Annotated in this window: 10 protein-coding genes and 1 pseudogene; 5 read left to right on the top strand and 6 right to left on the bottom strand. The window is 51.7% G+C overall.

Annotated features, from left to right (window positions below; translation table 11 throughout):
- On the top strand, positions 1 to 208 hold a 208-nt coding region (locus BMW31_RS11360), incomplete at its 5' end, for a transposase (protein ID WP_143049197.1).
- Positions 209 to 1,217: 1,009 nt separating this feature from the next.
- Here BMW31_RS11360 and BMW31_RS11350 read toward each other — a convergent pair.
- Positions 1,218 to 1,367 (bottom strand): annotated as a pseudogene (locus tag BMW31_RS11350) (ATP-binding protein); the annotation flags it as partial.
- 319 nt (positions 1,368 to 1,686) lie between these two features.
- The gene (locus BMW31_RS13345; RefSeq protein WP_143049196.1) at positions 1,687 to 1,938 is read right to left on the bottom strand and encodes a hypothetical protein; all 252 of its coding nucleotides are present in this window, start codon (positions 1,936 to 1,938) and stop codon (positions 1,687 to 1,689) included.
- A gap of 27 nt (positions 1,939 to 1,965) precedes the next feature.
- On the opposite strand from BMW31_RS13345, the gene BMW31_RS13510 reads away from it, so the two are divergent.
- The 4 genes from BMW31_RS13510 to BMW31_RS11330 all read left to right on the top strand — a co-directional run bounded on the left by BMW31_RS13510 (position 1,966) and on the right by BMW31_RS11330 (position 6,017).
- On the top strand, positions 1,966 to 2,130 hold the full coding sequence (locus tag BMW31_RS13510) for a hypothetical protein (RefSeq protein WP_177166319.1): 165 nt from the start codon (positions 1,966 to 1,968) through the stop codon (positions 2,128 to 2,130).
- A gap of 5 nt (positions 2,131 to 2,135) precedes the next feature.
- Entirely contained in the window at positions 2,136 to 3,395 is a 1,260-nt protein-coding gene (locus BMW31_RS11340) for a YwqG family protein (protein WP_177166318.1), read from the top strand.
- A 68-nt stretch (positions 3,396 to 3,463) separates the two neighbouring features.
- Positions 3,464 to 4,477: a PstS family phosphate ABC transporter substrate-binding protein gene (locus BMW31_RS11335; protein ID WP_091825884.1), complete on the top strand. Its 1,014-nt coding sequence runs from the start codon at positions 3,464 to 3,466 to the stop codon at positions 4,475 to 4,477.
- Positions 4,478 to 4,613: 136 nt separating this feature from the next.
- Positions 4,614 to 6,017, top strand: coding sequence for a DUF1963 domain-containing protein (locus tag BMW31_RS11330; protein ID WP_091825881.1), 1,404 nt, complete (start codon positions 4,614 to 4,616; stop codon positions 6,015 to 6,017).
- A gap of 945 nt (positions 6,018 to 6,962) precedes the next feature.
- Here BMW31_RS11330 and BMW31_RS11325 read toward each other — a convergent pair.
- From BMW31_RS11325 to BMW31_RS11310, 4 genes are all read right to left on the bottom strand, one after another.
- Complete coding sequence (locus BMW31_RS11325; protein ID WP_255404951.1) at positions 6,963 to 8,087, bottom strand: GmrSD restriction endonuclease domain-containing protein; 1,125 nt, start codon at positions 8,085 to 8,087, stop codon at positions 6,963 to 6,965.
- Positions 8,088 to 8,112: 25 nt separating this feature from the next.
- Complete coding sequence (locus tag BMW31_RS11320; RefSeq protein ID WP_091825877.1) at positions 8,113 to 9,180, bottom strand: adenine-specific methyltransferase EcoRI family protein; 1,068 nt, start codon at positions 9,178 to 9,180, stop codon at positions 8,113 to 8,115.
- Between the two features lie 915 nt (positions 9,181 to 10,095).
- Positions 10,096 to 11,913: an FAD-dependent oxidoreductase gene (locus tag BMW31_RS11315; protein ID WP_091825874.1), complete on the bottom strand. Its 1,818-nt coding sequence runs from the start codon at positions 11,911 to 11,913 to the stop codon at positions 10,096 to 10,098.
- Between the two features lie 53 nt (positions 11,914 to 11,966).
- Positions 11,967 to 12,974 (bottom strand): metallophosphoesterase family protein, encoded by a 1,008-nt coding sequence (locus tag BMW31_RS11310; RefSeq protein ID WP_091825913.1) that lies wholly within the window; start codon positions 12,972 to 12,974, stop codon positions 11,967 to 11,969.
- Positions 12,975 to 13,041 lie beyond the last annotated feature (67 nt).

The following is a 13,041-nucleotide window of genomic DNA, read 5'->3' as shown; positions in this document are numbered from 1 at the left end:
CACCACCAATGCCGTTGAGGGATACCACCGCCAGGTGCGTAAAATCACGAAGACCAAGGGTGTCTTTCCTACCAATCATGCGCTGTACAAACTTGTTTATCTTGCCTATCGTAATATCCGCAAGAAATGGACCATGCCGCTGGCAAACTGGGGACAGACGGCGCAACAATTGGCCATAAAATTTGGAGACCGTTTCAAGATTATGTAACTTTGCGCTGTTGCGGGCCCCTCGTTGTCGAAACGCGATTAAAAATCGCGTCCCGCCGACCGAGGTTAAAGCCTAACGGAAAAGACGCACTGACACAGTTGAGTTGACTACCCCAACTTGGGCAGGCCACTTTGCGTAGGTCAACTGGGTCAGTTTCGAGTGGATTTTCCATCCATGTCCTACTTTACAAAATTTATTTCTTGCAGCCGTATATGATTTCTTTTGTTTCATAGTGTCGTCTATACGTTTTTTTTAATTTTACTAACCTATTATTTTTATCATAAGTAAATACACATGTATATGAAATAATGACGTCAGACATATTGGGCTTATACGTATAACTATATTGGGTAATAAGACTATCCTTGACTATAATGTTAATACTAAACACATAGTCAACACTGGCATCAAGATATGTGTAATACTTATTGATATCTTGTATAGAAATCTTTTTTCGCTCCCCTATTGGCTTTGTAAACAACAAGATTTCGCTTGGGTCATAACTTGACAAAATATCAGCAATAATACATGCATCTTTATATATGACCTCGGGATATTTTAGAATTATTCCATAATCAATTAGACTATTAGATTGACTTAAAAATATCTTTTGACGTTTGATATAATCTGCGGACAATTTAATCAATCTACCTTTTTTATTATACACTCCGATTTTTTTTCGTGTAGAAATAAACTTCTCTCTACCTTACAACCATTGCTTAAAATTGTTACAACAGTCTGTGATTTCAATTCTAAACTATTTAGAATTGAAATCACAGAAAGTATTAATATAGCACAAAATCTCATTACTAATCTTTTATTTAGTTTCTTGGAAAATCCACTCGAAACTGTCCTGGTTGGCCTACGCAAAGTGGTCCACCCAAGTTACTGCACATCTGATATGTTAAAATGTTCCTCATTCTTCCTTTGCGCTGTTCCTTTTTTCCTACGCCATTGTCAGTAATTGTTTTTTGCAAATATAAACATTAGTTGCAACATCGCAAGCGTTTTAATTCTTTTTCACTTGCGTTTTTCTGAGAGATTCTCCTTCAAGTTCTATCCTGATGGCCTGATGCACGATTCTGTCCATGACGGCATTGGCCACGGTCTTGTCGGCAATGGCATCGTTCCATCCCTGTATGGGCATCTGGGAGGCAATGAAGGTTGGTATTATTTCATAATCCATGATGTTCTTGAGTTGATTTCCGACCTGAAAGGCCGCAAGCTGACAACGAGGTGTTTGGCAGATTTCTTGCTGCTCGGGGAGCCATCTACCACATCAACGGTCAGCAAACAGTTACCCTCAAAGGCAATACGGCAATGACTATATGTACTGCCAGGCAGTGATGGCAGCCGTGTCAAACGGCAAGCTAACCAACTTTTACGCCGAGTAAGCGCGCTGTCCCGGAAAGTTTGTGTATATTTGCATTCATCTAAACAATGATGAGATGAAAAGAAACTGGATGTTATGCTTATGCTCATGGCTGCTTGTTGCATGTGGTACGGGCCGGCTGACGGAAGACCAACGCATGCTGGAACAGATACGGACAGATGTCGGCTTTCGGCTGGACTCGCTGCAGCGAATTGACGAATGCAGTTAGAGTTTCGCTTCTGATGCAGTTATCACTGCTGCGCCCGACTATGAGCTGAAGCCCGACGGGAGCCTGTGGGTGTACCGAGCCATCCTTGCCGAGCCGTTCCACGCCCAGCACGAAGAGGTTGTGTGGCATAACTTTTATGAGATGCCTGATTCTGCCATGACGGAAGCGTTGTCGGCAGAGTATGGCCGACGTATCGGCGTGAGGGAAGGCCGGCCGCAGAAATACGGCACACAGAGAGGCAGCGATGGCAAGCTCTGCCGCCTCTTGGATAAGAAGATGGTGAACCAATGGCGGCAAGAAGTGGGCCTGCCTCCAATCTAACAAAAATGAAACCAACCGTTGCCAAAGCGGGCTTAGCCGTCTGCCTGCTGCTCATCCTGTTAACCGTGTTCCTCTTTTTTCATACCGGCGGAACCGATGCAGGCAAAATGAAAGTGGCCTATGGCGCTTTCATCCTCCTCATGCTGCACGGCTGTTACCGGGTGGTGTGGCATCTCCGCCATCCTTCAGCGGCCGGCGAAGTGGAGGAAATGGAGCAACAGCTGCGCCAACATACAGGCACCAAGGAGCTGTTGCAGCTGTTCTTAGACCCCCGGCAGATGAGGTTTCGCACCGTCGGTAGCCTGTTCATCCTCCTGGTTCTTTATCTTTTCGCCCGCCCTGTGTGGTTCTGGGCGTTTCTGGCCCTCACCGTTTGCATCAAATCCTTTTTGTTCTTTCAGATGTACCGCTATCAAAAAGCGCATGCGCATTTGGTAAATACTATTGCCGAAAAGGCCTTAAACAGACTTGAAGAGGGATGGGAAATCAGTGAAAACGCCAAAACCGCCCCACAGGCAGTTGCCGCCGTATTGCTGCAACTCACCGAACTCGCGCGCAAGACCGTTGGCTTTTATCTGGCCAAACCCGACGACGACCCCCTGCCCGTGGGCGCTTCCAAGTTCGGCGGGCAGCCCGATGTGCCCCCGGACTTTGAGTGGCCGCAGGGCGATACGGGACAACCGCTGCAGCTGTTGCTGCAGATTAACTGTGCCCATCTGGCCGCCTACGATGCCGACAAGCTGCTGCCCGCCTCCGGCCGGCTGTACTTTTTCTGCGATGTCAGCGCCATCGACAGCGGCAACGCACACCCTGCCGTCTGCGTGCTGTACACCGACCGGCCCGCCGCCCAGCTGCACCGGCAGGCTCCACCCGCATTGCTCAGGGCCGATTTGCGCCTGAACGAGCGCCTGTTGCTCTTCAACATGATAGAAACAATACCGTCTTACGACGACATGCTCCGTCTTGGACTGGCCAACCCCGAGCATCCTTCATTCGATGAATACTATGATGCAGTAGAAGTCGGAAACCTGCAGAACCCCACCGATGCTGCCGGAACGCTCTTGGGATACGCCGATACGATACAAAGCTCCATGCTGTCCGACCGGCCCGCAGACGACATTCTGCTCCTACAGATGTACTCTATAGAAGATGTAGACGACGGTCTTCAGTTCGGCGACAGCGGGATGCTCTACTGCTACATCACCCGCCACGACCTGCAGCAGCGCGACTTCTCGCACGTGAGATTTGAGATGCAGAGCTTTTAAGAACCCCCAGATATCCATAATAACAAATCTTTTTGAATTCTGCAAACTCATCAAACAATCATACAGCAATGAACAAACAGAAAATTACAGATGGTTTTAAAATGGCCATTCTTTCGGTTTTACTGATGATAACGGCCACCGTAGCCGTTAGTTGTGATAGTCAGGACGGACAAGAAGAAAAAGAAACAGTGCCTAAAACTTCCCTGAACGATTTCCCCATTCTTGACAGTTCAACGTCTACGCAGCCGCTTATGGTAATTCTGGCAGCCAAGGTTCTTGGGCTTCCTTATAAGTGGTGGCAAGACCAAGCCGTTACGCAAGTGTGGTATGTCGCCATAGATTGGCAAAAAACCTCATTGACGGAAACCCAACAAGCGGCATTACAAAAGAAGCTGAACAGCAGCACGACCCATGGCTCCTATATGAACCTGCTCGACGGCAAGGCTGAACTTATCGTCGCTTCACGCAATATATCGCGCGATGAGCAGAAGTATGCCGACGGCAAGGGCGTAAAACTGATAACCCGCCCCGTTGCAAAAGACGGGTTCGTGTTCATTGTCAACAAGAACAACCCTGTAACTTCCTTGTCTACGCAGCAAATTCAGGACATCTACACCGGTAAGACCGAAAACTGGAAAGAGGTGGGTGGAAACGATGCAACCATACATCCTTACATCAGGAATGCCAATTCCGGCAGCCAGGAGAAGATGGAAACAATGGTCATGAAGGGCCTCACAATCGTTGGCAGGCCTGGTATGGAGACGGGAACGATGGCCGGCCCGTTCTACGAAATACGCCGCGATGCGGACGGAATAGCCTATACGCCTTTTTATTATTACAACATCATGACGCGTGGTCAGGACTATGCAAAGACCATAGGCGTAGAAGGAGTGATGCCCGACAAACAGACCATCAACGACGGAACATATCCTTATGTTTCCGAAATCTTTGCTTCCGTACGGGCGGATGTTGACCATAACTCGCAGGCCTATAAACTTTTCCAATATCTAACGCAGTTAGGCGCCCAATCAGTCATAGAGGAAAGCGGTTATATTCCTTTGTCCCAAACAGCAAGAAAATAATGGATTGGATGGATATAATCCCTGACCTTTGTATATGATGTTTGTGAGAAGCGTGCAGTTTTATGGCTCCGCGAAGTTTTGATACTTACGGAATAAGAATCCGACAAGTGTTGTTAACCCACCAACTTTTTATAAAATGAATTTTCACCAAATTGCCATCATCGCCCTGGCCACCCTGCTCTTCGGCGTGTTGGGCGTGCGTCACTACCTTAGCGAGCGGCAGGCAAGGCAGCCGCTCGATGGCGACGAACCCTACCGGAGCCGCACCGTGTACAGCTATCCGCCCTTGCTGCGGCAGTTCATGTGGCCGTTTTTCCGCCATTTCATTGTGGGCAGCTGGCAATCTTGCCTGCTGTGCTGGGCTGTTCTCGTCATGCTTGCCCTTGGGGGCATAGAGGCAGCGGTCGCTCCGCTGCTGTGCTTGCTGCTGTTTTACGGCCGGCAGATGTATCTCGGCTATAAAAGGTATAAGTTCATGCACGAGAGCGGCATCCTCACGCTGCTCTTGCCGGATGGCGTGTGCACAGCCGTGAGCCCGGCAGACATCGACCGTCCCGACGATGCCGAGTACATCTCAAAGCGCACACTCGATGACTTTGCCGTCTGCAGCTTCGTTCCCTGGGAACAGGTAACGGCCGTCCACGTTTTCGACGACATGGTGGCGGTGGAGTCGGAGGAAGAAATGTCGCTTTTCTTCCCCTCCGGTCCCGATGAAATGGACGATATTCGGCGCTCCGTGGCGCCCTGCTTCAAGAAAGTGAAGGCCGAGATGCACCTGCTCGACCTCGACGAGGCCAAGCACGAAATGGAAGAAGACGCCTCGCTGGCGCTCTACCTCTCGCCTTACGATCCTGACGACAAAGAGCGGCCCGAGGTGACTTCGCAGACCGGCGGACAGCCTAACATGCCGCCCGGTGTAGACTGGCCGCTGCACAACGGGCAGCCCATGAGCTTCCTGATGCAGGTGCGCATCAGCGAAGGAGCGGCCGACGCCAAGACAGAAGATGAGCTCAGTCCGCTGGGCAGCGGAGGTATGCTCTACTTCTTTGCCGACCTCAAGACCGCTGACCGGGACGACCAGCAGTCGTACCGGGTTCTTTTAGTGCCCGAGGAGGGCGACTACGCCCCGCGGCCATTCCCCGACGAGCTTACGCCGGCGTTCCGTTTCGACGGCTTTCCGCTGGTTTTCAACAAGGGATTGGGCTTCCTCGACCCCGGCTCTTACGACTACCGCTACTGCGACCCGGCCATATCAAAGGCAACCTACGATACGGTTGTAGACCGGTATCTTGACGATTTCCCGATAGTAGTGGGCCACATGTTCGGCGGCGGGCAGTGGGTTGAGCGGTCGTCTTTTGGCCATGTAGAGGGTCTGGAAGAAGAAGGCTGCTTCCTGCTGTTGCAACTCGAGGGCTTCGAAGCCGAGGAGGGGCTGCACCCTTTGCAGCTTGGCAGGCCGCAGTCGCGCATGTTCTTCTACATCACCAAGGCCGACCTCGCACAGCACAACTTCTCCCGTGTGCTGGTAGACTGGCAGTAATCGCCCTTTACCCGTCCCTTCCTCCGCAGCCGTCCGTTGCCCGTAGGCTTGCTGCTGCGGGTGAAAGGCTGTGTAAGCGCAATTTAGAGACGGAGTAACAGAATGATTTTTTCGTTGCTGCAGTGGTTTAGAGACAGAGTAACAGAGTATTTTTTCCGTTGCTGCAGTGGGTTTATAAGTTAGGAAAGCGTAAGCAACGATGTACTGCAAGGGTAACTGGTATCCTCCCCTTGGAAAGGGGAGGCGGAGGAGGGGATGACCACATGGCAGGCAGTTGGCAATTTTCGTGCGCTGTCATCCCCTCCTAACCTCCCCTTTCTAAGGGGAGGATACCGGTTTGTCCTGTGGGTATTGTGCTCCATTGCCCCATTCATCACCCGCTCTAATCATAATTCAAGCAACGAAAAAATTACTCTGTTACTCTGTCTCCAACCCACCACAGCAGCAAAAAAAACATTCTGTTACTCTGTCTTTAACCCACCACAGCAACGAAAAAATTACTTTGTTACTCTGTCTTTACCCCCCAACAGCAGCAAAAAAAATATTTTGTTACTCTGTCTTCACTGCACAGCAGGCCGCCGGCAGGAAACGGCAAGCAGCAAAAATAATACTCTGTTGCGTGGTCTCTGATAACTAGAAGCTAATCAGCAGGAGACCTGTCGCAGCGTTTGCTACCTTTAGAAAGGGTAGGATAGGGAGGGATGATGACTTATAAAATTGCTCTTTAAAACTCCAATTTACAATCTAATATAAATCAGCAGGTTACAAGCAGTAAAGCAAAAGGTGCCGTTCAAGCCCCTTGAAGGGCACCTTCAAAGGGCTAAAAGGTATCGTTCAAGGAGCTTGAAGCATAGTCCCATACTGCCAGATATTGTTTTGTTACGCTGTCTGTAAAATCTTCAGACAGCGCAACAGGGTAATTTTTTTACTGCGGGTGGCGGTGGGTTATTTGCTTCCTTTGCGTCTATTGCACTCTTTACACAACATTTGGCAGTTCTCGATGACCGTCCGGCCGCCCTCTCTCCACGGCGTGATGTGGTCTCCTTCCATGAATTCGTAGTCGAACTCTTTGTGACAAATGGGGCAGATGTGCTTCTGTTGTTCCCATACAGCCAGTTTAATGTCTTCAGGGAAAGTCCGTAAATCGAGGTAGTGCTCATCGCCTGTGAGTACGTAAGGAATGATACCGGCAGGGCGTTGTATCTCGCTGTCGCGCATGAGTGCTGATATTTGTTGGCCTAAGGCTACCGTGTCGAGCGTGTGAGTATGATATTGGTCGTAGAAAAGAGCCCAGTCAAGCCCTTTCATAATCTTCTTGAACTTCTTCATGTCGAAGTTGGTAATGGCCCAGTTCAGTACATTCTGAAAGTAACTCCACAGGTTATTGGCGTTTGGTTCGTGCTGGTGTTGAGCCATGTAGCCAACAACAGTCTGGCGTTTTCCCTCACGTGTCTCGTGCTCCGCTATCCATTCCAAAGCCTTTTTGAGGAAGTCTTGCCTAATGGGTGTACCGTTCACCAAGTCTTTTCCTAACCTGTAGGCTCCGCAGTTGGACTTTGAAAAGTGGCGTTTGGCATCCGTTACAAAAGGGCCTGCATACACGGCGTTGTTTATTTCCTGTTCATTCAGTGGCTTGCCGGCAATGTTGATGGTCTTGAACCACTCCAGTTTTTCGGACGGTTCGCCCTCGCAAACGTAGATGGTAAGCGGATAGTTGAGGATACGTTGCTGTATGTCGGCAGGCTGATTGAAGAAGTTTTTGTAGTCATAGGCAAACTTTCCAGCCACATACTCACACAGCGAGAGGGTGCGCTGCTGACCGTCCATCACTTCGTAAGGGCATTCGGCATCGTCGCTCCGCCTCACCCAATACATTACGTTGAGCGGATAACCGCGCAACACGGTCGTGATGACGGCCTGCTGTTCGGTCTCGTTATAGATGAACTCACGCTGGTATGGCGGGCGAATGTCCAACTTACCGCTATAGCCGCGTACTCCCAGCTCTTCGTTGTTTATATAACCCTGGATTATCTCACCCACTGTTACCTCTGTTTGTTTAATAGTCATCATAGGTTTTCAATATGTTTAAAGGTAATTATAAAGGTTTTGGATGCTTGTTCTTGATAATAATGCGGTGATATTTCTTTTGACACAAAATACCATTACAAATCTTTTGTCTCGACTTGTATTCTTTAAATTTTGGCATCTTCCGTAGTATGTCCAACCGAATACAAGGCTCACAACAATCTAAAATTTCAAATTGTTCAGGATTGAAGAAGTTTAAAAAAGTTATTGGAACTCCGATATATCCATCATAATCGTAAGGAACAGCATTGGATTCAGAAACTTCTATAGCGTCGTAGTCTTGATATTTTGGATATTCTTCTGGTGAATAACGACAAACAAGGTCCAATTCTTCATTGCGTTTGGGTATTTCGAGGTTTGTAAACCATGTTACCCCGGAAACCCTAATCATGTCTCTCCGGTGGTCGCCGGCAGTAGCAATGTCTTCGTAAGGGGAAAAGAAGTGGGCTGCGCCGCCCTTGAAGCCGTAGCCTAACCATACTTTGTTTTCTTTTATAAGCGGGAATACTTCTTTGTAAGTGATTGCATTTTGATGGCCGACAATAATAAACTTCTTGCCGTATTCTATCAGTTGCCCTATGTATTCTCTGAAAAGAGAGAACGGAGGGTTGGTTACCACCACGTCCGCCTGCTGCAAGAGCTCAATACATTCGGCAGAACGAAAGTCGCCACTCTCTAAAGTCGCCATCACGTTACGGTCGTTTTGCAGCAGATAACGCACATCGGCCAGGTCCACGGCGCCATCACCGTTCAGGTCTTTTACCTCGGTTATCTCCACTTTGTATGCTATCTTGGTAGGTTCGGCATCTAAGTCGTCAAAATGAATGAGCAGCTCGTTGCCCTGTACTGGTGAACCATTATAGCACGTACAGATTAGTTTCTTGAGTCCAAGCTGATTAAACCGGAGGGCAAAATACTTGAAGAAGTTGCTTTCATAGGGGTCGTCGCAGTTGCAAAGTACGGTTTTCCCTCTAAAGTGAGGCCAGTAATGTTGCAGTTCACGCTCAATATCGGTGAGCTGGGTGTAGAATTCGTCCTTCTTTGCTGATTTGGCTGCATTAAGGTTCTTGTTAGCCATGAGATTGATAGTTTAGGTCTGCAAACAACTATCAATCACGCTAAGACGCAATAAAGGCGTGGAAGCACCTTACTGCGTTCAGCTATGAGGCAGCCTAGGATGGAAACCTCAGTCAACTAATAAGAATGCACCACGCCTATTGCGTGTGCACTGCTATATAGCTGACTATGGCTCCCGTCTGTACGAAATGCCTTATCACGATTATTCATGTTACGTTATTTCCAATAAGTTTCCTAGGCTTTTGGCTGAACGCGAATAATAGCGAATGCTTTATTTTACCAACAATGTCTTTGGAAAAGGTGATGCCTTATCCGCTTCAAAGGTATAAATAATTTGCCAAATACATGCCTTCTGGACTAAAAAAAACAAGAAAACATACCTTAAAAGCGCGAAAAAACAGAATAAAACCCTAATGGCAACGCCCGCAGATGCCGAAAACCAGTGAACTGCCTTTCAATTTTTGATTTCCGTACGCAAATATGATATTCTGTTCTTACAGTTAAAAGACAGCGTAACAGAGTATTATTTTAGCTGCTTGAGTTATCAAATGGGTGAGAGACTGTTGAAAGAACGGACTGCAATATCCACTGGTCAAACCTGTATCCTCCCCTTAGAAAGGGGAGGTTAGGAGGGGATGATTCACCCTGCTTCTTTGCTCATAGCTGCTATTTGGTCATCCCCTCCTCCGCCTCCCCTTTCCAAGGGGAGGATACCAGTTAGCCTTTCTGCTCATTGTTCTCTATTCATTACTGCCAACAATCAATCACGCAGCAGTAAAAAACTTACTCTGTTACTCTGTCTTTAAGCCCCAGCAGCAGCGTAAAACTTATTCTGTTACTTTGTCTAAAAAACGTGCTTACGCTGTCTGAAAAATGCGTTTACGCTGTCGGGAGAGCAAATCATTGGGCGGGAATGCTACTTGGGGTTGCCTTGCCAGTTAACGTCGCGACGCTCGAAGGGATGCAGCAGCCGGTCGGCGAGTACGGCCAGATGGAGGCGGAGGGCAGGAGCGGAGGGGCGGTAGGTGCCTAAACCGAAATCGGAATAGACTTTTTGATATTGTTCGTCGGTGATGGTGATGCCCTCGGTGCGGGCTATCTGCCGGATGGCGGCATGCAGTTGCTGCTGGCTTACCACAGTGGTGCCGGTGGTGTCTATGTGCGCTGCGGGGTAGAAACGGGCCAGGCCGGAGAGCGTGCGGCGGTTTACGGCGCTGTCGGTGTGCAGCCACATCTCGTTGCTCCAGTCTATGCTGCGCCCCCGGGGCTGCAGAATGCCCGTTACGGCGATGCGCTGCAAGGGCTTGAAACAAGGGTCATGGCGATCCTTATCCAGCAAGGGGAGCAGGTAGCCGCCGGCCTCGAGCAGGGCCGTCTGCACCTGTCTGACCGATACCTCGTGCGGCCTTACGTGCTGCCTCACGGCCAGTGCCGCTATGGCTCCGGCCGCCTGCCCCAGCTGCATCACCACGGGCTGCAGGCGCGTGGTGCCGTTCACCGTCTCCGAAACGGAGATGCACTTCTCTGCCAGCAGCAGTCGGTCGTCGTCGCTTGACACCACGACGCCCGCCGGAATGCCGTACGAGGGGATTGAAGGGTAGCTCTGCCGGGCCGCCCAGGCCGCATCGTAGGCGTAGTGGTGCTGGTCTACGGGGTAATCTCCTACGGCAATGCTCGTTTGGTAGAGGCGGTTGCGGCTCGGGTTCACGATGTCCTCAATATCCATACGTACCAACCCGCGGAACCGCCGGCTGTCTCTGTAGTAGGGAATGAGCGGCAGGCGGTCGGCAGAAGGATATTCGGTCGCCAGTTCCAAATCGCGAAATCCCAGCTCGTGTTGCAGGAAGTAGACGTAGCGCAGCGTCTTGCGCTTCATCTTCCGGATGGCCCGGGCAACCCTGCGCGGGGTGAGTTTGCGGTAGTCGAGGTAGAAGTCGTTGCCCCAGATGGGCCAGTTGAGCATGTACTTGCCGTGTTGCAGGTGGCCGTAGGAGAGCATCATGTGGGCCGGCCACAGCTTCTGCAGCGTCGTGGAGTCGTTGAGCGGGTTGATGCAGCAGTTGCGGAACTCGCTTGCCCGGTAGTTGCGCGGTCTCGGCAGCAGGCGAGCTGCGGCCGACTGCTGCACGGTAGCCACGTAGGTAACATCCTGCGCCACCCTGCTTGTTTCGAAGCACAGCCCTGCCATGTAGCCGGCATCGCCCAGTTCGGTGGCATCTATCAGGTAAGAGGCCATGACCTGTCGCCGCCCCTGCGGCGTGCGGAGCGTGAGAAGCCACCCGTGGGGCAGCCGGCGGAGGCGTTTGAGCTGCGTTTGTTTGCTGACCCGGAGCAGCGGTTGGCGTGCCGTCCACTGCTCGAGGATACGTTCGCCCACGGCGGGTTCAAACATCACGTTGCTTACCCAGCCCGTTTGCAGGGCCCGGAGCGAGCCGTAATGGGCCGCCAGCGCATCGCGGAAGTCGCCCCACAAGCCGCCGGGCAGCCTGTAGCAGCCGTCTGTGGCACTCACGCCGGCCGCGGTGAGCATGCCTCCCAGCCACGCCGTAGGCTCTGCGAGCAGCACGGAGCAGCCCATGCGGGCGGCCTGCAGGGCTGCACAAGTACCGCCGGCTCCGCCGCCAACCACTACTACGTCGTAGGCGGATGAGTGGGCCGTGGCCGCTGCTGCAGCCGGTTGAGGCAGCAGCAGACCGAAGAGGAAGGCGGTAAACAGCGGCTTGAGGATGGACATAGGGCAACAGAATGAGCAAAAGGAAATGATAACGGCGCCGGTTCAGGTACGGGTCATCGCTTCTCCCAGTCGTCTTTTACGTAGCTGTCGGGGTAGGTGGAACGGTTGAGTACGTTGCCGCGCAGTTCGCGCACGTAGGTATCGAAGCTGCGGCGGTTCTCCTTCAGCACGATGATGCGGCCGCCGGTGGGCAGGTGGTTGTACACGGTGTTGCCGCCGGAGTAGCGGCCGTAGCCCAGCACCATGCCCTGGTAGCAGAGCGTGTAGTCGTTGTCGTGGTCGTGACCGCAGAAGATTGCCATCACGTCTCCGCCGAATTTCATGGCCGAGAACATGCCCGTGTTGATGCTCGGGGGGCATGATGCCTCCATGCGGGTGCCTATGAGCACGGCGTCTTCGTCCTTGCAGGCCTGCGAGAACTCGGGTACGGGAATGTGGAAGAAGGCCAGGGCGGGCAGCGGAGTGCCGCCGTTGGCAGCGGTGAACTGCCGGTTCTGCTGCCTGTACCACTGTACCTGCTGCTCGGTAAGCCAGGCATAGCCCTTCACATCGGGGCGAGGCGACATGCTGTGGCTGTCGAGGCAGTAGAGTAGGGCGGCCGTGCGGCGGCCGTTGTGCGAGCGGATGGGCAGCACGTAGTCGGGCGATTCCACGCCTCCACGTGGCGGCATGATGCTGTGGGGTGCCTTTTGGGCCATGTCGTAGAGCGTGTGCAGGGGCATGTCATGCTCGCAGTCGTGGTTGCCGAAGAGGTAAGCAAAGGGCACGCCGTGGCGGGTAAGGCGGTTGAGCACCAGCTGCAGCGTCTTGTCGGCTGGCGCGGAGAAAACCACGTCGCCCGTGAGCAGCACCAGGTCGGGCCGCTCGGCGGCGATGAGGCGGTCGATGCAGTTGAGCGCGCTGTCCGACTTGGGGTTGCCGTACTGCACATGCAGGTCGGTCAGCTGCAGGATTTTGAACTCTCCGTTGCCGCGGAATTTAAGGTTCTGTGCTACTGCAGCGGCGGTAAAAAGAAGCAGCAATGAGAGCAGAAAGGCTGCTCCGGCTCTTGTAACCGGCATCAGCAGGGCCTGCATTGCGTGCTGCGCAGCCTGGTGGTTGCGTGGTAAAAAGGTGTTATGCGGGTTG

The organism is Prevotella sp. kh1p2 (genome assembly GCF_900111525.1).
In the GTDB taxonomy this organism is placed as follows: domain Bacteria; phylum Bacteroidota; class Bacteroidia; order Bacteroidales; family Bacteroidaceae; genus Prevotella.
This window is presented reverse-complemented; position numbering and strand designations above follow the sequence as displayed.